Here is a 19,360-nt window from a genome sequence, read left to right on the forward strand (position 1 = left end):
AGTGGAGAGAGTGACCCGACAGATCGACCTCGCAGGGGCCTCCGGCGCGCGCTACCGATACAGCCCGCTGGACGAGGAGCGCTTCCTGCCGCCGGCCGGCGCGAACTATGTGATCGCCGAACTCAGGGAAGAGGGCCCTAACGTGGTCTACGCCGGCGAGACCGACAATCTCGCCAGCCAGACCTGGCGCTCCGACCTGGAGAAGGCGCGGCGCAAATATGCCGAGGCGACGGTGCTGACGCGCCTCAACGTGACGCGGGCGATTCGGGAGGCCGAGCGCGCCGACCTGATCGAACACTATCATCCGCCGTTGAACGGCTAGGCCCTCGGAGCGCATCCTGGCGGCGTGAACGCAACGCGCCTGATCGTCGTCTTCGGCGCCGTGGTGCGACCCGACGGAAGCCCGTCGGCGTCGTTGCTGCGGCGGGCGCGGCATGGCGCTGCGGCGGCGATGGCGCATCCGGACGCGCCGGTGCTCTGTTCCGGCGGCGTCTGCCGGCCCGGTACGCCGTCCGAGGCCTCGATCATCGCGCGCGTGCTGGTGGAGGAGGGCGTGCCGTCCGCCCGGCTGCTCCTCGACGAGGCGAGCCTGTCGACGCTCGACAATGTCGAGGCGACGGTGGCGCAGGTCCGGGCTGGGGGGCACCTGTCGGTGATCGCCTGCAGCGACGCCTATCACCTGCCGCGGATCCGGATCCTGCTGGCGCTGCACGGCGTCCGTAGTCTCGCCTGGCCCTGCGCGGAGCCCGCGCCGTTCGGCCACCGCCTCTCGATGGCGCTGCGCGAGTGCCTGGCGGTTCCACACAACATCGCCCGGGCGATGGCGCGCCGGGCGCGACGCAGGTCATAGTGCTGTCCAAGTCGCACGGAAATTGGGGGCATGGCTTCGGATCCTGACGACAACCCCTTCGCCCGCAGCAGCGCCTGGCCGAAAATGCCCCAGGCGCCGTTCCGCGTGGGACCGCTGCCCAAGGCTGCGCCGACCCCGGCGCAGGCCCCGACCGAGCCTGCCGCGCCCCGGACGATCACGCCCGCGTTCACGCGGCCGGTGCATTCGCCCGCCGCCGCGGTCTTGACGGGGGGAGGGCCCGTGCCGCGCGCGGCGCCGCCAGCTCCGCCCCCCCAGCCGACGCAGGCCCCTCCGCCCGCCGTTACGCTGGCGCCCGTCGTCGAGGTCGCCGCGCCCATAATCCAGGCCGCGCCGGAGCCGCGGGCCGAGCCGCTACCCCCACCGCAGCCGTTCATCGAGGTCGCGCCGGTGATCGTTCAGCCGCTGGGCAGCGGCGCGCGCAAGGCGCCCCGCAAGTCGCCGGTCCCCGCCATCGCCGCCACCGTGGCGGGCCTGGCGGCGATCCTCGGCGTCGCCTACGCCCTTAGCCGCGGCCAGGAGGCGGCGCTCAAGGCCGCCCCGCCGCCCACGCCCGCCGCGGCAGCCGTGACCCCAACGCCGACGCCGAGCTCTGCGATCGCCGAACCCGCGTCGGTCCGACCCGCGGCGGTCCTGCCCCGGGAGGCGTCCGCCCCTGCGCCGGCGCCATCCGCCGCGGCCCCCAGGTCGGTCGCCCGGGCGGTCCCGCCGCGCAAGGCCGCGTCGCCGCCGGCCGCTGTGGACGTGGAGGTCGCCGCGCCGGTGATCTCGCTGCCGCCGCCGCCGACCGTCGCGCCGCCTGCGCCGGCCCCACTGCCGGCCTACACGCCGCCGGCGGCCCCCGATCCCAGCGCCCCGGTCAGCAATCAGCGGCGGGACTAGCCGGAACGGAAAGGGGCGGCCCGGACTGCTCCGGACCGCCCCTCCACCGAACGCTCAGGTACGCAGAGCGGTCAGTACTTCATTCGCAGGGTCACACCGTAGGTCCGCGGCGCACCCAGGAAGGCGTCGTAGACGCTGACGGCGTCGTTGTTCTCGTCGACCTGGTAGGGGCCGTTGAAGCCGACCTGGATGTAGTCCTTGTCGAACAGGTTGTTGGACCACAGCTCGACCGTCCAACGTTCGTCCTGCGAGCCCAGGCCGACGCGGCCGTTCACCAGCACCATCTCGTCCTGCAGCTTCGAGGGGTGCAGGTCCGAGCCGGTGTTGTAGCTGGAGGTGAACTTGCCCGAGAGGTTGGCGCGGAAGACCAGGCCGTTGCTCAGCTCGCGCTCATAGGTGCCCGCCAGCGAGGCCGACCACAACGGCGCGAACGACAGCCGCGCGCCGGGCAGGCGGCGAAGGCTGTTGAAACGGGTCGGGTTGATCAGGTCCGCGGCGTCGAACTTGCCGATCTCGGTTTCGGCGTAGGTCACGCCGCCCTGGAATGTCAGCCCGTCGACAGGCGGCAGGTAGATGAAGTCCAGGTCGACGCCCTTCGACACCACCTTCGGCAGGGTCTCGACCACGAAGGCCGTACCGACGAAGGTGTTGAGCTGGAAGTCGGTGAACTTCTGGTAGAACGCCGCCACGTTCAGCAGCAGGGTGCGATCGAACCAGCTGGTCTTGGCGCCCAGCTCGTAGCTGTCCACGAACTCGCCCTTGAAGCCCGTGTCGGCGTCGGCCGTGAAGTTCGGGCCCGCCGCCGTCACCAGGATCGCCTGCTCGCGGTCCAGGTTGAAGCCGCCGGCCTTGTAGCCCCGCGAGTACGACGCATAGGTCATCACGTCGGGGTTCCAGCGGTAAGCCAGCTTGGCCGTGCCGGAGAACTCGTCTTCGGTGTTCTTCTGGGTGTAGCGGCCCAGCGCGTCGAAGTCGTTGTTCTGCGAGTTGAGGCAGAGGCCGCCGACGACGGTGGTCGCCGTGGCTTGGCCCAGCAGCCGCGCGAGGTTGCCGAACGCCGCCTCGCCCTGGTCGCACGACGAACCCGTGGTGTTGTACTGGGTGCGCAGGCTCTTCTCGTCGCGCGTGAAGCGCAGGCCGACGGTGAGTTCGAGCTGCTCGGTGACCTGGAACGAGTTGTTCGTGAAGAGCGCGAAGGTGTCGCCCTTCTGCTTGTAGCGGTCGTCGGAGCCGGCGCCCGACTGGAAGATCGTACCGGGGGTCAGGCCGATCAGGCCTGGCACGCCGCTCAGCACGCGGCCGGCGAAGTAGCTGTAGTAGTCGCCGCCGTAGCGGAGGACCGAGCGGCTCTTCAGGTCTTCATGCGCGTAGAAGCCGCCGACCAGCCAGTTGAGCTTGCCGTCCACGGCCTCGCCGGCCAGGCGCACTTCCTGGCTGAACTGGCCGAACTCGACGAAGTTCGAACCGTCGGCTGGGCGATAGACCAGGTCGGCTGCGGTGAAGTCGCTGTCCTGGCCGGTTTCCGAGCGCCAGTTGCGCACCGCGGTAATCGAGGTGAGCTTCATCCCGTTGCCGAGATTCCAGTTCAGCTCGCCCGAGAGACCCATGTCCTCGACGTCCTGGCTGGTGGCGCGGTTGGCGTAGCCCTGGCGGTCGAACGGAGTGGACGTGGCGTCCAGCGAGCCGGGGCGGACGGCGTTGATCAGATTGGCGCGGCTGTTGGCGGCCGAGCCCACGAACAGCTGAGTGCCGACGCAGCAGTTCTCGTCGCGCTTGGTGTAGTCGGCGATGAACCGAATATCGATGTCGTCGGTGGCCTCGACCTGGAGCTGGCCGCGGACCGTGTAGAAGTTTTGGTCGTTGTCGCGCGCCTTGGTGCGCGGACCGGGACCGGTGATGATGTGCTGGTAGCCGTCGCGCTGCCGCGTACCGGCGAACAGCCGGCCCGAGACGCGGTCGTTCAGCGGTCCGCTGACCGAGGCCGTCACGCCCAACTGGTCGTAGTTGCCGTAGGTGGCCTCGCCTTCGGCTTGGAAGTCCTTGGTCGGACCGGCCGTGATCACGTTGATGACGCCCGCCGAGGTGTTCTTGCCGAACAGGGTGCCTTGCGGGCCCTTCAGCACCTCGATGCGGCTCACTTGGCCCAGGTCGCCGAACGACACGCCGTTGCGCGGGCGGTACACGCCATCGATCACCACGCCGACCGAGCTCTCCAGGCCGGGGTTGTCGCCCACGGTGCCGACCCCGCGCACGCGGGCGGTGACGATGGTCTCGTTCGAGGTCGAGGTGACGGTCAGGCCGGGCGTCAGCACGGTCAGGTCGCGGATGTCCTTCACGCCCGCGTCCTTCAGCAACTCGCCGCTGACCGTGGTCACCACGATCGGCACGTCCTGCAGGCTCTGCTCGCGCTTCTGGGCGGTGACGACGATCTCTTCGATCTCGCGGTCGCCGGCCTCCTGCGCCTGGACGGAGGACGCAAACGCGCCCGCCAGCACGACGGCGAGCGCCGACGTACGGAACAGCATTCCAGAATTCATTCGGTTCGTTCTCCCCGAAGCGGTCCGGCTTATGGGGAGGCGCCGGATCTACGCTCGGAGGCGCGCGCCTAGCCGCAGCAGTCCCTTGTGCGCAAAGGGATTGCGGCGTTGGGAGCGACTGACGCAGGGGCCCTGTGGCGCGTTTGTCACGAAATCGTCGCGCGAGGGCCTCGAATGTTACGAGCGGGCATAGCGAGGCTCGCCGAACCGGAATCTTGACCTTGGGTCAACGCTCGGGCGGCGGCGTGAATCTGAAGGGCTGGGTGACGGCTTGGAAGACCGCCAGCGCCTCGCAGCGCGCCGCGTGGGCGGCCAGGGTGGGCCAGTCCTGGAGGTCCACGACGTCGGCGTGCGCCTCGCCCACGAACCGCAGGACGCACGCCGCGGCGATGTCCGCGTGACCGATGTTGTCCCCGAACCACCAGTCGTTCGAGCGGGCCGAGCGGTCGCCCTCCAGGGCGTTCAGCACGCCGCCGATCTGGGTCCGGCAGCGCTCGATCCACATCGGCGTGACGCGGTCGTGGATAGCGCGCTCATAGACCAGGCTCACCGCCTTGTCCGCGAGGCCGGTCGCCAGCGCGCAGATCCTCAGGGCCTTGCGCCGGTCGAGGCCGGTGCGGGCGATCAGCGCCTTGTCCGGGCCGGCCAGGTCGTCCAGCCAATCCAGGATCGCCGCGCTCTCCAGCAACGCCTCGCCGTCGTCGGTCACCAGGGTGGGCACGCGGATCAGCGGATTGATGGGCGCGATCTTGTCGGCGTCGCCGAACACCGACCACGGCCGATGCTCGTACTCGAAGCCGTACAGCCGCATGGCGATCGCCACCCGCCGCACGAACGGGCTGTCGTACTGTCCGATCAGGATCATGCCTGTCCCCCTTCGCCATGCCGCATGTAGGGCGGCGGCCGGCGTTTCAAAAGAACGCGACGCCGGGCCGAAGTACGAGATGGAAGGCCGCGAGCACCAGGCCGAGCGCGGCGAACAGCGCCAGGACCGACCACCGCGAGGCGGGCGGTCCGGCTGGTCCCCGGGGCGCGTGCCACGACCAGGCCTGCAGCCAAGTGCTCGCCGCCAGGGTGGCGACGACCGGCGGGAACAGGATCTCCACGAGCGGGCCGGGAACACGGAACGGGATGATCAGCGCGACCGCCAGCCAGGCCGGCAACACTGCGTAGCGGAAGACGGTGCGCGCCCGGCCACGCGGCGACTGGGTGTCGGCGCCCGGCGACAGGGTCAGGAAGAGGGGCGATACGATCCCCGCCGCAAGCGCCATGGCGGCCATGGCGGCGACAGAGGCGGCGACCTTTGCGGCCTCGCCGAAGCCCAGATAGGTCATCGCCCGACCAACGTCGTTCTGCGGGATCACCGTGCCGATGAGCACCTGGGGCAGGGCCTCGAGAAGGCCGAGCAGGGCCATCCAGGTCACGAACAGGCGCAGGCCCAACGACCTCGGCGAGCGTCGCGTCGCCCAGACCAGGAACATCAGCCCCACCAGCACCGTCGCCAGCGCGCCGGTTCCCTGGAAGAGCTCGGCCAGCGGATTTTGGCCGCTCCAATCGTGGTTGTTGTGGAACAGGGTTGGCTTGAGCCCCGGGGTCATCGCCTTTGGGACCACCAGGAACAGTTCCTGCACGAAGAAGATCAGGTTGAACGCCAGCGCATAGGCCAGGGTCGAGGCGAGGCTGAAGCCGAGGTCCCAGGGCGAGCGCGGACCCGAAAGCCGCCAGGTTCGAACCAGCATCACCAGGGACCAGAGGGCGGGAAGGCCCAGGAAGGCCGCAGCCAATGCGAGCACGATCTCGGCGGAATTCATGCGGTGAAACGATCCTCTTGGCGGGTGAAGGCGGCGATAGAGACCCCGATTCCCCCTGCAGGGAAGGGGATTGAACCTGCAAGCCCAGCCATGAGAGCTTTGCCGCAGGTCTAGCGAAGGGGGCGGTTGTGGCGCGATCGGTGGTCATCACGGGCGTTTCGACCGGCATCGGGCTTGGCGCCACGCGCGTCCTGATCGGCAAGGGCTTCCATGTCTTCGGCAGCGTGCGGAAGGCGGCGGACGGCGAGCGGCTGAAGGCCGAGTTCGGTGGGGCGTTCACGCCCTTGATCTTCGACGTCACCGACGCCGAGGGAGCCGGGGCGGCCGCGTCCCAGGTGGAGGCGGCGTTGGGCGGGGCGACGCTGGGCGGGCTGGTCAACAACGCCGGCATCGCCGTGGCGGGACCGCTGCTCTATCTGCCTGTCGACGAATTCCGCCAGCAGCTCGAGGTGAACCTGACCGGCGTCGTCATCGCCACCCAGGCCTTCGCGCCGCTGCTGGGTGCGGGCCGGTCGGGGGGGCGCGACCCTGGCCGTATCGTCAATATCTCGTCCGTCGGCGGCAAGACGGCCAATCCGTTCATGGCGCCCTACAACGTCTCGAAGTTCGGCCTGGAGGGCCTGTCGGAATCCCTGCGGCGCGAACTGCTGCCGTTCGGCGTGGACGTGATCGTCGTCGCGCCCGGGGCGGTGGCGACGCCGATCTGGGACAAGGCCGACCAGGTGGACGTCAGTCGCTATGCCAACACACCCTACGCGGCCGCCCTGGACCGCATCCGCGCCTACATGCTGCAGCTCGGCCGGGCCGGCCTGCCGCCCGAACGGATCGGCGAAGTGATCTGGCGGGCCCTGACCCTCCCCAAGCCCAAGGTCCGCTACACCGTCGCCCCCGACATGATCCGCATTTTCATGGGCGAGCACCTGCCGAAGCGGATGCTGGATCGTATCGTCGGCAAACAACTGGGCCTGTTGCCCGACGGCTGATCTCGATCAAGGCCGCGCAGCGTTTCCCGGTCTACCGCGTTAACCCCTCGGGACCGGCACGGAAGTTGCGGGGAATGCGGCCATGAACACGATCCGTTTCGCCTTGGGCGCGGCCATCGCCCTCTTCGTCGTCGGAGGGGCCTCGGCCCAAACCTCGCCCTGCCGTGGCGAAGCCCCGCCTGCGGGCGCCGAGATTCATGGGCCTGTCCTGCACGTCCTCGATGGCCAGACGCTGTGCGTGGCCAAGGGAACGGACCCGTCGCAGTGGATGGCCGTGCGGCTCGACGACGCGCCCCAGGCCGCCTCGTGGGGCGCGCTGATGAGCGTCGCCTTCGGCAAGAACGTCACCTGCGTGGCGGAAGGCGCCGGCGGCGGCGCGATCTGCCAGATCGACGGTCGCTCGATCGGCGCGCAGCTCGAGAGCGCCGCAAAAGCGGGCGTCGCTTGGCGGCACGGAGCCGCCCGGCCCGTCGACCGCAACGCCACGATGCGCGTCGCCGCCTTCTGAGCGCCTCTGCCGATAGGGCGGGTGTAGGGAAGAATGGTGGATGCGACAGGGATTGAACCTGTGACCCCCTCGGTGTGAACGAGGTGCTCTCCCGCTGAGCTACGCATCCGCCGGTCACGCCTCACGGCGCGGGAAGGCGGGGGCTATAACCGACCCGCTTCGCCCCCGCAAGCGCCCAACAGCCGCATGCAGGCGTCGGGCAGTTCGTCGAAGCTGTGGATGAGGATGTCCGGGTTGAGATCGGCCGCGGGGATCTCGGTATAGCCGAAACTGACGAGGATAAGGCCGGCCTTCGCCGCCCGCGCCGCGCCCGCGTCGGTCGCCGCGTCGCCGACGAGGATCGTCCGGGCCATGTCGCCGCCGACCGCATCCACGGCCGCCTGCAGGTGGCGCGGGTCGGGCTTGATGGCCGGGGCCGAGTCGGCGCCGATCACCGCATCGAACCGGTCGGCGATCCCCAGGCCCGCGAGCAGCGATTCCGAGAGCCCGGTCAGCTTGTTGGTGCAGACCGAGAGCTTGGCGCCGTGGGCCCTCAGCGTATCCAGTGCTGCCTCGCACCCGGGAAAGGGTCGGCTCTCGTCGGCGATGTGGTCCTGATAGTGGGCGATGAAGCGTTCGAACAACGGCTGGACCCTGGCGGGATGCAGATGCTGGCCCGCCGCCTCGAAGCCACGCTCGATCAGCCAGCGCGCGCCCCGGCCGATGAACGGCCGCGCCTCCTCAAGGGGTTGGGGCGGGAGGCCCTCTTCCCTCAGCAGCACATTCAGCGTGCCGATCAGGTCGGGCGCGGTGTCGACCAGGGTGCCGTCGAGGTCGAAGGCGACGACGGCGCCGTTCAGAATGCTACCCGCCATTGATCACCGCGGTCGCCGCGTCCAGGCCGGCGGCGTAGTCGCTCAGCGCCTCTGCCGTGAGGGTCACATAGGTCGCCGCGTCGTCGAATCGCCGCTCCTCGATCGCCTCGCGAATGCCCGGCAGGGTCTTGGCGCCATAGCCGGTGAACCGGCCCGGCGCGTAGATCATGTTCTTGTAGTAGGGCCGGAAGGGCAGCCCCTTGTCGCGCAGCAGGCGCTGCTCCTGGGTGACCAGCAGGGCCGCGAGCTTCTTCTTTCCGGCGGGCGAGAGGCCGCCGCCCTTGGCGGCGAGGGCGGTGTCGAACGCCGCCGCGCTGGCCTTCAGCTTGGCCACTGCGCCGTCCATGGGCGCGAAGTCCAGCTTGGGCGTGGCGGCGAGCGGCTGGGGATCGCCCCGGGAGACGGTCGGGTCGTCGGCCAGCTTGTAGGCCCCGGCCGCCAGCAGGCGCGCGCGGGCCGCCGCCTGGTCGCGGCTGGTGTCGGCCAGCTTCTTCACCTCGTCCAGGTAGCCCGACACGGTGTCGGCGAAGTCGCCGTAGCGCTGGACGGTCGTGTCGGTGTCGGCCATCCGCATCACCAGACGGCCCGTGTACTTCGCCAGCGCGCCCGCATAGGCGTGCCCGGGATCCACGAAGCGGCTGTGGTGCTCGTAGGTGTCGTAGGCCGAGTGGTAGACGCCGCCCGAGTCGCCCTCGCCACCGAAGCCGACGTTCAGCGAAGCGATGCCCAGGTTCTGCAGGAAGGTGGAGTAGTCCGAGCCGGAGCCCAACGCGTCGATCGGCAGGTCCCTGGCCGGATCCGCGGCGATCTTGCCCAGGGCCACGGCGCGGGGGTTGGCGCCAGGCGCCTCGGCCTGCACGCCCAGGCCGGCGCGCAGGCGCTGGCCCACCGCGACGCCGGTCTGCGGGTCCTTCACGTCGGCCGCCACCTGGTTGACGAAGTGCTGCAGCGAGTGGCTGCCGCCCACGTCGAGGAAGCCCCGACTGTTGCTGTCGGAGTTGATGTAGACCACCGCCTTCTTCTTCAGTTCGGCGGCGTGGGTCTCGGCCCATTCGGTGGAGCCCAGCAGCATCGGCTCCTCGGCGTCCCAGCTCGCGTAGACAATGGTCCGCTTCGGCTTCCAGCCGGCCTTGACCAGGGCGCCCAGGGCCTTGGCCTCGCCCATCATGGCGACGTGGCCCGACAGCGGATCGCTGGCGCCGAACACCCAGCCGTCGCGGTGGTTGCCGCGCACGATCCACTCGTCCGGCGTCTCCTTGCCCTTGAGCGTCGCGATGACGTTGTAGGCCGGCTTCAGGCTCCAGTCGGACAGCACCTTCAGGTGAACCTTGGCCGTCTCACCGCCGCCGACGTGGTAGGTGATCGGCAGCCCGCCCCGGAACGAGGGGGGCGCCACCGGGCCGTCCAGCGCCTTCAGCAGCACCTGGGCGTCGCCGTACGACATCGGCAAGGTGGGGATCTTCAGGATGGTTTCGGCCTGTTCGCGCGGCACGCGTTTCGCGTCCTTGCTGGAGCCATAGCCCGGGGTGGTCGGATCGCCCGGGAAGGCGGTCATGTCGGCCACCGAGCCGCGCTGGAAGCCCTGCGGCGGCCGCGCCGGGCCCTTGGGATAGACGTCCTCGGCCGAATAGCCATCGTCGCGGGGATCGGAATAGATGATCGCGCCGACCGCGCCATGTTCCTGCGCCAGCTTGGGCTTCAGCCCGCGCCAGCCGGCGCCGTAGCGGGCGATGACGATCTTGCCCTTCACCGACACGCCCAGGCGTTCCAGCGCGTCGTAGTCGGCCGGCATGCCGTAGTTCACGTAGACCAGAGGCGCGGTGACGTCGCCGTCGCCCTGGAAGGCGACATAGGCCGGCAGTTCGTCCTTGGTGCGGCTGGAGCTCTCGTCGCCGGGCACGGGCGCCTCCGTCAGGGTCGCCTTGAACGGCGCGCCGGCGCCGCTGGTCAGCTCGATCGCGACCTCCTTGGGCGTCGGGTACAGCACCCAGACCGTCTCGATCTTCGCGTCCCAGCCCCATTCCTTGAACTGGGCCAGGGTCATATCGGCGTTCAGCTTGTTGTGCGCCGAGCCCACGTGGTTTGGCTCCGCCGCCATCGTCTTCAGCCAGCCGCCCATTTCGGCGTCGCTGATCATCCCGTCGAACTTCGCCTCGAGCGCGGCGTCGGCGGCTTGGGCGGCGGCGGGCGCGAGCGCCGTCAACGCCGTGGCGGCCAGAAGGGTGGCGAGACGCGAACCGATTTTCATGGAGACTCCCCCGAAGGACGGCCGCGAAGCTAGCCCGCTGTCGCGCCGGCTCACAAGGCTTGCTAAGCGGAAGGCTCCAGAAGACTCAGCGACTTGCCTTGGGAGCGCCGAATGACCGCCAGAGCCGCCGTGATCATGGCCGCCGGCCACGGCACGCGGATGAAGTCACGGACGCCCAAGGTGCTGCACAAGGTCGGCGGCCGCACCCTGCTGGACCGGATCATCGACACGGTGCAGGCGGCGGGCTGCGAGCGCATCCACGTGGTGGTCGGCACGATCCCGGAGGTGCGCGATCTGGTGGTCAAGCGGCTGGGCGAGCAGGCGCTGGTCGTCCAAGATCCGCCCAAGGGCACAGGTCACGCCGTTATGTGCGCAGAACAGGCCCTCGCCGATTTCGACGGCGATGTCCTGGTGGTCAACGCCGACCCGCCATTGCTCACCGCCCAAGACCTGGAGCCGCTGTTCACCCTGCGGCGCGGCGGCGCGGCGCTGGCCCTGTTGGCGTTCGAACCTGTGGACCCGCTACTGTACGGCCGGGTAATCCGCGGCGCCGATGGTCACGTGATCCGCATCGTGGAGCCCAGCGAGGCCAGCGAGGGCGAGAAGCAGGTGCGCCTCTGCAACGCCGGCATGTATCTGGCGGGCCGCGCGGACCTCTTCCGCTGGCTCTCCCGCCTTACGGACGACAACCCCAAGCACGAGTACTTCCTCACCGGCATCGTCGCCGAGGCGGTGGGCGAGGAGAGGCTGGTCCGCGCCCACACGGCGCCAGAGACGGCCGTCATGGGCGCTGACACGCCGATGCAGCTGTCCCAGGCCGAGGCCGAATTCCAGCGGCGACGCCGTGCGCATTTCCTGGGCGAGGGCGTCGCCATGACGGCTCCCGAGACGGTCTTCTTCGCCTGGGACACCGAAATCGCGCCGGGCGTGACCGTCGAACCCTATGTGGTGTTCGCGCCGGGCGTGACGGTCGAGACGGCGGCGGTGATCCGGGCGTTCAGCCATCTCGAGGGCTGCGTGGTGCGCGAGGGCGCGCTGATCGGCCCCTACGCCCGCCTGCGGCCGGGCGCCGACATCGGCGAGGACGCCCACATCGGCAACTTCGTCGAGGTGAAGAAGGTGACGGTGGGCAGGGGCGCCAAGGCCAACCACCTGAGCTATCTGGGCGACGGCACGGTAGGCGCGGGCGCGAACATCGGCGCCGGCACGATCTTCTGCAACTACGACGGCTTCTTCAAATACGACACCCATGTGGGCGAGGGGGCGTTCATCGGCTCGAACTCGGCCCTGGTCGCGCCCGTGAAGATCGGAGCCGGCGCCTACACCGGGTCTGGCTCGGTGATTGTCGAGGACGTCGCCCCCGACGCCCTGGCTGTCGGCCGCTGCAGACAGGTCGCCAAGGAAGGCTGGGCCGCGCGTTTCCGTAAGGCGATGATCGCCAAGAAGGCCGCCAAGAAATGAGCGACGCGGACGCCCAGAAGCGCGCCGCGGGCGAGGCCGCCGCCGCCCTGGTGCAGAGCGGCATGGTCGTGGGGCTGGGCACGGGCTCGACTGCCGCCTGGTTCGTGAAGGCGCTGGCCGACCGCAAGCTGGACGTCGTGGGCGTGGCGACGTCGCAGGCCACGGCCGACCTGGCCGCCAGTCTGGGCCTGCGTCTTGGCGAACTGGGCGAGACCAAGGGCATCGACCTCACCGTCGACGGCGCGGACGAGATCGGCCCCGGCCTGTCACTGATCAAGGGCGGCGGAGCGGCCCTGTTGCGCGAGAAGCTGGTCTGGGAAGCCTCGAAGTCATGTGTCGTCATCGCGGACGCCGCCAAGAGTGTGAAAACGCTCGGAAAGTTTCCGTTGCCGATCGAGGTGATCGCCTTCGGTCACAAGACGACGGCCGATCGCATTTGCGACGCGCTGGCGGAATGCGATCTGAACATCGTTCCCATGCTCCGCCGAAAGGATGGCGAGCCGGTGAGAACGGATGGCGGCAACCTTATCTATGACGCTCACTGCGGGCGGATCGCAGAGCCGGCGGCCCTGGCGGCGGCTCTGAAGAGCGTCACCGGCGTTGTGGACCATGGCCTGTTCCTCGATCTGGCCGACCGCGCCCTGATCGGCACGCCCCAAGGCGTGGCCGAACTCGAACCCTAAGGAGTCCTCCGTGGCGGACTACGACTACGACCTCTTCGTCATCGGCGCCGGCTCGGGCGGCGTACGCGCTGCCCGCGTAGCGGCCATGTCGGGCGCCAAGGTGCTGGTGGCCGAAGAGCACCGCGTGGGCGGCACCTGCGTGATCCGGGGCTGCGTGCCGAAGAAGTTCATGGTCTATGCGTCGGAATTCTCGAAGCAATTCGAGACCGCCCGCGGCTACGGCTGGACCGTCGGCGAGACCAGCTTCGACTGGCCGAAGTTCCTGATGGCCAAGGACGACGAGATCGCGCGCCTGTCCGGCATCTATGTCCGCAACCTGCAGAACGCCGGCGCGGAGCTGGTCCACGGTAAGGCGTGGCTGGTCGACCGCCACACCGTCGAGGTCGAGGGTCGGGGCCGCGTCACGGCGAGGAAGATCCTGATCGCCACGGGCGGGCGGCCCTGGATGCCGCACGACCTGCCTGGGATCGAGCACGCGATCACCTCGAACGAGGCCTTCCACCTGACGGAACTGCCCAAGCGCGTGGTCGTCGTGGGGGGCGGCTATATCGCCGTGGAATTCGCCGGGATCTTCAACGGCCTGGGCGTCGAGACAACCATCGTCCACCGAGGCCCCAACCTGCTGCGCGGGTTCGATGACGACGTGCGCGAGTTCGTCGCCAGCCAGATGGAGGAACGCGGGATCAAGATCCGCCTCGGCGCCCAGATCGGCAGCATCGAGAAGACGGCCGATGGCCTCGTGGGCGCCTGCGTCGACGGCCACAAGCTCAACGCCGACGTCATCATGTTCGCCGTGGGCCGCGAACCCTACACCGAGGGCCTGGGCCTCGACGCGGCCGGCGTCGAGCTGGACGCGGCCGGCGCGGTGAAGGTCGACGACTACTCCCGGACCAGCGTCGATAACATCTGGGCCGTGGGCGACGTCACCAACCGTATCAACCTGACCCCGGTGGCGATCCGGGAGGGCCAGGCGTTCGCCCTCACCGAGTTCCACGACCAGCCGACCCGCTTCGATCACGAGATGGTCGCCTCGGCGGTGTTCTCGCAGCCTCCGGTGGGTTCGGTGGGCTTGTCCGAGGCCGACGCGCGGCATCAGTACGGCAACCGGATCGACATCTACCTTGGCAACATGCGGCCGATGAAGGAGACCTTCTACGGCGGGCACACCCGCGCGCTGATGAAGCTCGTGGTGGAGCAGGGGACGGAAAAGATCCTGGGCTGCCACGTGGTGTCGCCCGACGCGCCCGAGATCATCCAGATGGCGGCCGTCGCCCTGAAGATGGGGGTGACCAAGCCCCAGTGGGACTCGACCTGCGCGGTCCACCCGACTCTGGCCGAGGAACTGGTGACCATGCGCGAGAAGCACATGCCGCCCGCGCTCGGCCAGGTGGCCTAGTCGCCTGCGCCGGAGGCCCGCATGACCGCCGCGACGCACTCCCCCCCCGTCTCTGGCTCCGCTTGGAGCCGCGTCGAGGGCTGGGCGCTGGTGGGCGTCGCCGCCTTGACTCCGCTGCTGGCCTGGCTGGGCCCGCTTGGCTTCGCGCCGCTGCTGGGCCTGCTGGGCCTGCTCTGCTTGCCGGCCATGCGGATCGGCGTGCGCGAGGCGCCGCTGGCGGTGGTCCTGCTGGGGGCCGTGGCCTGGGCGGCGTTCTCGGGTTTCTGGAGCCCGCATAAGCCGGACGAGCTGGAGGACAGCGTCGCGCTGAAGCTGCTCCTGCAGTTGCCGCTCTACTGGGCCGCCTGGGCCGGCGCACGGCGCGCCGATCCCGGCCTGCGGCGCGTCGCCTTGCAGGTGTTGGCCTGGGGGCTCGCGGTCTACGGCGCCGTCCTCCTGGTCGAGGCCTTCACCGGCGCGGCCATCTACCGAACCTTGCGCGACCTGCTGGGCGACCCGATCCGCCCGGACCTGGGCCGCAAGAACGTCGCCCAGGGCAGTTTCGTCCTGGCCCTGCTCTGGCCCGTGGCGGCGGCCGGAGGCATACGCGCGGGCGCTCCGGCGTGGCTTGCCGCGCCCATGGCGGCGGGAACGGTGCTGTTGGCCCACAACTTCCTGTCGGATGCTCCGGTGCTGTCGGTCGGCCTGGCGATCCTGGTGGGGGGCGTGGTCTGGATCTGGCCCCGCTCGGCGCCGAAGGCGCTGGCGCTGGGCTCCGCCGGGCTGGTCCTCGCGATGCCGCTGCTGATCCTGGCGACGCACCTCCTGGGACTTGGCCAGCGGCTGCCGGATTCGTGGGAGCAGCGCGTCGGCTACTGGACCTATGCCATGCAGCGGATCGCCGACCACCCGTTCCGCGGTTGGGGTCTCGACGCCAGCCGCGCCTTCAGTCCGTACATCCAGCTCCACCCGCACAACGGCGCGCTCCAGCTCTGGTTGGAGCTCGGCGTTCTGGGCGCCGTCGCGGGCGCCCTGACCTGGGCCTTCGTCTTCCGCCGGCTGGCCCGCGATCAACGCAGTCTGGTGGCCGCCGCGACCGCGGGCTCGGCTACGGTCTACCTGTTGTTCGGCCTCGTGAATTTCGGGGTCTGGCAGGAATGGTGGCTGGCGCTGGGCGCGCTCGCGGCCGTGGTCGCGGCGCTGGGGTACCGGGAGGAGGGTGCGTCCGCCTAGGGCATCGACGCCCGCGGCCGTTCCGAGTAAAACGCCCGGCCCGTCGAACAACCGGCGGTTCTGAGTGCAGCAAATGACCGAACACTGGACGCCCGCATCCTGGAGAGCGAAGCCCGCCAAGCATATCCCGTCCGACTATCCGGACATGGCCGAGCTTTCGCGGGTCGAGACCACGCTCCGCAAGATGCCGCCGCTGGTGTTCGCCGGTGAAGCCCGCCGCCTCAAGAGCCTGCTCGGCGACGTGGCGGCCGGGAAGGCGTTCCTGCTGCAGGGTGGCGACTGCGCCGAGAGTTTCAAGGAATTCGCCGCCGACAACATCCGCGACACCTTCCGCCTGATCCTGCAGATGGCGGTCGTGCTGACCTTCGCCGGCGGCAAGCCGGTGGTGAAGGTGGGGCGGATGGCGGGCCAATTCGGCAAGCCGCGCTCGTCGCCGGTCGAGAAGATCGGCGACGTCGAGCTGCCCTCGTATCGCGGCGACAACATCAACGGCATGGACTTCACGCCCGAGAGCCGGACGCCCGATCCGCAGCGCCTGCTGCAGGCCTACGGACAGTCGTCGTCGACCCTGAACCTGCTGCGCGCCTTCGCGGGCGGCGGCTACGCCGACCTCTACAACATCCACCGCTGGACCCTGGGCTTCGTCAACGACAGCCCGCAGGGCGCGCGCTATCGCGAGCTCTCGGAGAAGATCAGCGAATCCCTGACCTTCATGGCGGCCATCGGGGTTACGCCCGAGACGCATCCCGAGATGCACCGCGTGGAATTCTTCACCAGCCACGAGGGCCTGTTGCTGGGCTTCGAGGAGGCGATGACCCGCGTCGACAGCACCTCGGGCGATTGGTACGACACCTCGGCCCACCTGCTGTGGATCGGCGAGCGCACCCGTCAGCTCGACGGGGCGCACGTGGAATACTTCCGCGGCATCAAGAACCCGATCGGCGTCAAGGTCGGCCCGACCCTGGAGCCGGACGAGCTTTTGCGGCTCATCGACGTCCTGAATCCGAAGGACGAGGCCGGCCGCCTCACGCTGTATGGCCGCTTCGGCTACGACAAGATCGAGCAGCGCCTGCCGACCCTGCTGCGCGCCACCAAGGGCCGTAACGTGGTCTGGGCCACCGACCCGATGCACGGCAACACCCTGACCGCGAACAACGGCTACAAGACCCGCCCGTTCGATCGGATCACCTCCGAGGTGAAGTCGTTCGTGGATGTCTGCACCGCCGAGGGAACCCATCCGGGTGGCGTGCACCTCGAGATGACCGGCCAGAACGTGACCGAATGCCTGGGCGGCGCGCGGGCGCTGACCGAGGGCGACCTGGCCGACCGCTACCACACCCACTGCGATCCGCGCCTCAACGGCGAGCAGGCGCTGGAACTGGCGTTCCTGGTGGCCGAGCGCCTGAAGGACGACCGGGTGGACCTGTCCGAGCGCGTCGCGGTCAACATCTGATGCGTCGGGGCGCGCCTTCGGGCGCGTCCCTGTGCCTTCGCCGCCACGACCGGCGACCGATGGTCGATGGCGGTCAAGCTGGGCTTGCCGTGTTTTGACGCGGGCGCCAGTCTCCGCGCCTCTTTGACAATCGGAACTGCCGCCATGGACCGCGCCGCGGCCCAGGAACCCTCGCTTGTCCGCGCCGACCTCACCCAGCTCCTGACCCTGTCGGGGCCGGTGGTGCTGTCGCGCCTGGGCATCATGGCCATGGGCCTCGTCGACGCGCTGGTGGTGGGCAACTTCTCAGCGAAGCAGCTCGGCTACCACGCCCTGGCCTGGGCCCCGACCAGCGTGATTCTGACCATGGCCGTGGGGCTGATGGCCGGCGTGCAGGTGATGACCGCGCGGCGGATCGGGGAGGGGCGGCGCGACCTCACCGGCGCGGTCCTGAGGCGTGGCCTCGTCTACAGCTTCTGGATCGGCATCATCTCGACGGCGGTGCTGATGGCCGGAGGCCCGTTGTTCTTGCGCTCCATCGGCCTGGAGCAGGACCTGGCGGACGGAGCGAGCCGGGCGCTCCTGGTCTTCGCGCTTTCGCTGCCGGGCTACACCCTCAGCGTCGCCGCCACCTTCTGGCTCGAGGGTCTTTCGAAGCCGGGTCCGGCCGCCTGGGCGATGTGGAGCGCCAACATCGTCAATCTCCTGCTCAACCTCCTGCTGGTGCCCGGCACGTTCGGGCTGCCGGCGCTGGGCGCGGTCGGCGGGGCTTGGGCCACCGCGGGGGCGCGGACCTTCCTGGCGGTCGCCGTGCTGGCCTACATCGTCCGCATGCCCGAGGCCCGCGCCCTGGGCGTATTCAGCAAGCCCGCCATCGATCGCCCCTCGGCGATCCAGCAGCGCCGCATCGGCTATGGGGCCGGCATCTCCAACTTCTTCGAAGTCGCCGCCTTCGCCAGCATGAACATCATCGCCGGCTGGATCGGCGGCTTGGCGGTGGCGGCCTGGGCTATCGTGCTCAATGTGGCCGCGATCGTGTTCATGGTCCCGCTGGGCCTGGCGACCGGCGCGGCCGTGCTGGTGGGCAAGGCTTACGGCGCGCGGGACCTAGCCGGCGTGAACCGCGCGGGCGCAATCTGCTTCGTGGTGACCTTCGTTTTCGGCGTGCTGGTGTCCCTGGCCATCTGGCCCACGGCGCACCTGATCTCGCGCGGCTATACGCACGACGCGGCGACCATCGCCATGGCGGCGCCGGCGTTGATCCTGTCGTGCCTGTTCTTCATTCCTGACGCGCTGCAGGTCGTCACGGCCCAATCACTGCGCGCCCGCGGCGACGTGTGGCTGCCCACCACCACGCACCTGGCCAGCTACATCGGGGTGATGATGCCCCTGGCCTGGTACCTGGCCATCCCGATGAAGATGGGCCTGATCGGAATCACCTGGGCGGTGGTTGCCGCCAGCTTCCTGGCCTGCGGCTTCCTGCTGACCCGGTTCTGGATCCTGAGCAAGCGGGCGCTCTAGGCCCTAGACGGGGATGCCGGCCCCCAGGATCCAACCCTCCTCGCGCTCGGCGTCCAGCACGGCGTCGGCGGGGGAGGTCTTCGGCGGGCCGAAGAGGGGGCCAAGCTTGTTCGCCTCGTCCAGCCGGGCGAAGTGCTCGGCGGTGGTGCGCACCTGGGTCAGATCCTTCACCTCGCCCGGCGCGCCCTGCGGCTTCAGCATCGAGGGATAGACCTCGGCCATCACCACCTCGACGCCGTCGAGGTCGGCTTCGGTCAGCGCCTTAAAGCCGGTCTCGAACGGCCAGGCCCGCACCTTGTCCTCGCCGCGGTTCAGCTTCAGGCGGCGCACGAACGGGATGCCGAGAATCGCCTGGCCGCCCACCGATCCGTTGTAATAGAGCTTCCAGATCGAGGCCGCGCCCTTGGCCGCGAGGTCCGCATGGCGGAACTCCGGCAGGTCGTCGGGTCCGTGCTCGCGTGTGCGCTTGGGCTGCAGGGTGGTGAGCGCATCCTTCGGCGGGCAGCCCCAGAAGGGGAACGGTCCGCCGGTCATCCGCCGGTTGATCTCGGAGCCCACGCCGAAGCGATTGTTCGTGTTGTCCGGCTTGTCCTTGACCATCTTGTTGAGCTGGTCCCACGTCGCGCGCCAGGGCTGCTCGCCGGGCAGGTTCAGCGAGGCCGCGAAGCCGCGCGGGAAGCCCAGCGGGAAGTCGAAGCCCAGCAAGCACCGTTCGCCCCGCTTGCGCAGGTCGTCCAGGATCGCCGTCAGGCGCGTCTCGGCCTCGGCGCGCGTCGCCGGGTTGAAGCTCTCGAACGCCATGCGAAAGCGGATGTCGCGCTTCAGCACGCCGATCCAGATGGAGTCGGCCCCCGTGGTCGGCTTTGCCGCCGCGCTCCAGTCGACGATCACATAGGCGCTAAACAGGCGCGGCACGGCCGAACTCCGAACTCAACGGGGGGAAGGACGAGGGCTTTTACGCTCT

The 19,360-nt window shown here is 69.5% G+C and carries 17 protein-coding genes and 1 tRNA gene; 11 read left to right on the forward strand and 7 right to left on the reverse strand.

What is annotated here, in order from left to right; genetic code table 11:
* The first annotated feature begins 10 nt into the window (after positions 1-10).
* From ACODSY_RS13975 to ACODSY_RS13985, 3 genes are read left to right on the forward strand one after another with little or no spacing between them, the layout of a single operon-like run.
* Positions 11-322: a hypothetical protein gene (locus ACODSY_RS13975; protein ID WP_488952364.1), complete on the forward strand. Its 312-nt coding sequence runs from the start codon at positions 11-13 to the stop codon at positions 320-322.
* Between the two features lie 24 nt (positions 323-346).
* The gene (locus ACODSY_RS13980; protein WP_488952365.1) at positions 347-850 is read left to right on the forward strand and encodes a YdcF family protein; all 504 of its coding nucleotides are present in this window, start codon (positions 347-349) and stop codon (positions 848-850) included.
* A gap of 30 nt (positions 851-880) precedes the next feature.
* Positions 881-1,750, forward strand: a complete 870-nt coding sequence (locus tag ACODSY_RS13985; protein ID WP_488952366.1) for a hypothetical protein — start codon at positions 881-883, stop codon at positions 1,748-1,750.
* A 71-nt stretch (positions 1,751-1,821) separates the two neighbouring features.
* Here the strand turns inward: ACODSY_RS13985 and ACODSY_RS13990 are convergent, their stop codons facing one another.
* The 3 genes from ACODSY_RS13990 to ACODSY_RS14000 form a co-directional block, all read right to left on the reverse strand.
* The gene (locus ACODSY_RS13990) at positions 1,822-4,275 is read right to left on the reverse strand and encodes a TonB-dependent receptor (protein WP_488952367.1); all 2,454 of its coding nucleotides are present in this window, start codon (positions 4,273-4,275) and stop codon (positions 1,822-1,824) included.
* 238 nt (positions 4,276-4,513) lie between these two features.
* Positions 4,514-5,152, reverse strand: coding sequence for a glutathione S-transferase family protein (locus ACODSY_RS13995; protein WP_488952368.1), 639 nt, complete (start codon positions 5,150-5,152; stop codon positions 4,514-4,516).
* Positions 5,153-5,198: 46 nt separating this feature from the next.
* A complete protein-coding gene (locus tag ACODSY_RS14000; protein ID WP_488952369.1) occupies positions 5,199-6,098 on the reverse strand; it encodes a hypothetical protein in 900 nt (299 codons plus the stop codon).
* Between the two features lie 128 nt (positions 6,099-6,226).
* Here ACODSY_RS14000 and ACODSY_RS14005 point away from each other — a divergent pair, with 128 nt between their 5' ends.
* Together ACODSY_RS14005 and ACODSY_RS14010 are read left to right on the forward strand one after the other, a co-directional pair.
* Positions 6,227-7,081 (forward strand): SDR family NAD(P)-dependent oxidoreductase, encoded by an 855-nt coding sequence (locus tag ACODSY_RS14005; protein ID WP_488952370.1) that lies wholly within the window; start codon positions 6,227-6,229, stop codon positions 7,079-7,081.
* Positions 7,082-7,163: 82 nt separating this feature from the next.
* Entirely contained in the window at positions 7,164-7,589 is a 426-nt protein-coding gene (locus tag ACODSY_RS14010) for a hypothetical protein (RefSeq protein ID WP_488952371.1), read from the forward strand.
* A gap of 34 nt (positions 7,590-7,623) precedes the next feature.
* Here ACODSY_RS14010 and ACODSY_RS14015 read toward each other — a convergent pair.
* The 3 genes from ACODSY_RS14015 to ACODSY_RS14025 all read right to left on the reverse strand — a co-directional run bounded on the left by ACODSY_RS14015 (position 7,624) and on the right by ACODSY_RS14025 (position 10,691).
* Positions 7,624-7,698: transfer RNA gene (locus tag ACODSY_RS14015), tRNA-Val, on the reverse strand.
* 34 nt (positions 7,699-7,732) lie between these two features.
* Positions 7,733-8,443 (reverse strand): phosphoglycolate phosphatase, encoded by a 711-nt coding sequence (gph, locus tag ACODSY_RS14020; RefSeq protein ID WP_488952372.1) that lies wholly within the window; start codon positions 8,441-8,443, stop codon positions 7,733-7,735.
* On the reverse strand, positions 8,433-10,691 hold the full coding sequence (locus ACODSY_RS14025) for a transferrin receptor-like dimerization domain-containing protein (protein ID WP_488952373.1): 2,259 nt from the start codon (positions 10,689-10,691) through the stop codon (positions 8,433-8,435). The genes gph and ACODSY_RS14025 overlap by 11 nt, the downstream gene beginning before the upstream one ends.
* A gap of 111 nt (positions 10,692-10,802) precedes the next feature.
* Here ACODSY_RS14025 and glmU point away from each other — a divergent pair, with 111 nt between their 5' ends.
* The 6 genes from glmU (at position 10,803) to ACODSY_RS14055 (ending at position 18,396) form a co-directional block, all read left to right on the forward strand.
* Positions 10,803-12,152, forward strand: a complete 1,350-nt coding sequence (gene glmU, locus ACODSY_RS14030) for a bifunctional UDP-N-acetylglucosamine diphosphorylase/glucosamine-1-phosphate N-acetyltransferase GlmU (protein ID WP_488952374.1) — start codon at positions 10,803-10,805, stop codon at positions 12,150-12,152.
* On the forward strand, positions 12,149-12,835 hold the full coding sequence (gene rpiA / locus ACODSY_RS14035) for a ribose-5-phosphate isomerase RpiA (RefSeq protein WP_488952375.1): 687 nt from the start codon (positions 12,149-12,151) through the stop codon (positions 12,833-12,835). The genes glmU and rpiA overlap by 4 nt, the downstream gene beginning before the upstream one ends.
* A 10-nt stretch (positions 12,836-12,845) precedes the next feature.
* A complete protein-coding gene (gor, locus tag ACODSY_RS14040; RefSeq protein ID WP_488952376.1) occupies positions 12,846-14,231 on the forward strand; it encodes a glutathione-disulfide reductase in 1,386 nt (461 codons plus the stop codon).
* A 21-nt stretch (positions 14,232-14,252) separates the two neighbouring features.
* Positions 14,253-15,443: an O-antigen ligase family protein gene (locus ACODSY_RS14045; protein ID WP_488952377.1), complete on the forward strand. Its 1,191-nt coding sequence runs from the start codon at positions 14,253-14,255 to the stop codon at positions 15,441-15,443.
* Between the two features lie 73 nt (positions 15,444-15,516).
* Positions 15,517-16,896 (forward strand): class II 3-deoxy-7-phosphoheptulonate synthase, encoded by a 1,380-nt coding sequence (locus ACODSY_RS14050; protein ID WP_488952378.1) that lies wholly within the window; start codon positions 15,517-15,519, stop codon positions 16,894-16,896.
* A 144-nt stretch (positions 16,897-17,040) separates the two neighbouring features.
* Complete coding sequence (locus ACODSY_RS14055; protein ID WP_488952379.1) at positions 17,041-18,396, forward strand: MATE family efflux transporter; 1,356 nt, start codon at positions 17,041-17,043, stop codon at positions 18,394-18,396.
* 3 nt (positions 18,397-18,399) lie between these two features.
* Here the strand turns inward: ACODSY_RS14055 and ACODSY_RS14060 are convergent, their stop codons facing one another.
* Positions 18,400-19,311 (reverse strand): cobalamin biosynthesis protein CbiG, encoded by a 912-nt coding sequence (locus ACODSY_RS14060; protein ID WP_488952380.1) that lies wholly within the window; start codon positions 19,309-19,311, stop codon positions 18,400-18,402.
* Positions 19,312-19,360 lie beyond the last annotated feature (49 nt).

It is taken from the genome of Phenylobacterium sp. FG114, assembly GCF_057809855.1.

What these genes read in the sequence shown, in the direction of transcription:
- ACODSY_RS13990 (WP_488952367.1), bottom strand. Translation starts at nt 4,275, where the DNA reads ATGCTGTTCCGTACGTCGGCGCTCGCCGTCGTGCTGGCGGGCGCGTTT.
- ACODSY_RS14055 (WP_488952379.1), top strand. Translation starts at nt 17,041, where the DNA reads ATGGACCGCGCCGCGGCCCAGGAACCCTCGCTTGTCCGCGCCGACCTC.
- rpiA (WP_488952375.1), top strand. Translation starts at nt 12,149, where the DNA reads ATGAGCGACGCGGACGCCCAGAAGCGCGCCGCGGGCGAGGCCGCCGCC.
- ACODSY_RS14050 (WP_488952378.1), top strand. Translation starts at nt 15,517, where the DNA reads ATGACCGAACACTGGACGCCCGCATCCTGGAGAGCGAAGCCCGCCAAG.
- ACODSY_RS14045 (WP_488952377.1), top strand. Translation starts at nt 14,253, where the DNA reads ATGACCGCCGCGACGCACTCCCCCCCCGTCTCTGGCTCCGCTTGGAGC.
- ACODSY_RS13985 (WP_488952366.1), top strand. Translation starts at nt 881, where the DNA reads ATGGCTTCGGATCCTGACGACAACCCCTTCGCCCGCAGCAGCGCCTGG.
- gph (WP_488952372.1), bottom strand. Translation starts at nt 8,443, where the DNA reads ATGGCGGGTAGCATTCTGAACGGCGCCGTCGTCGCCTTCGACCTCGAC.
- ACODSY_RS13995 (WP_488952368.1), bottom strand. Translation starts at nt 5,152, where the DNA reads ATGATCCTGATCGGACAGTACGACAGCCCGTTCGTGCGGCGGGTGGCG.
- ACODSY_RS14025 (WP_488952373.1), bottom strand. Translation starts at nt 10,691, where the DNA reads ATGAAAATCGGTTCGCGTCTCGCCACCCTTCTGGCCGCCACGGCGTTG.
- ACODSY_RS14010 (WP_488952371.1), top strand. Translation starts at nt 7,164, where the DNA reads ATGAACACGATCCGTTTCGCCTTGGGCGCGGCCATCGCCCTCTTCGTC.
- glmU (WP_488952374.1), top strand. Translation starts at nt 10,803, where the DNA reads ATGACCGCCAGAGCCGCCGTGATCATGGCCGCCGGCCACGGCACGCGG.
- ACODSY_RS14000 (WP_488952369.1), bottom strand. Translation starts at nt 6,098, where the DNA reads ATGAATTCCGCCGAGATCGTGCTCGCATTGGCTGCGGCCTTCCTGGGC.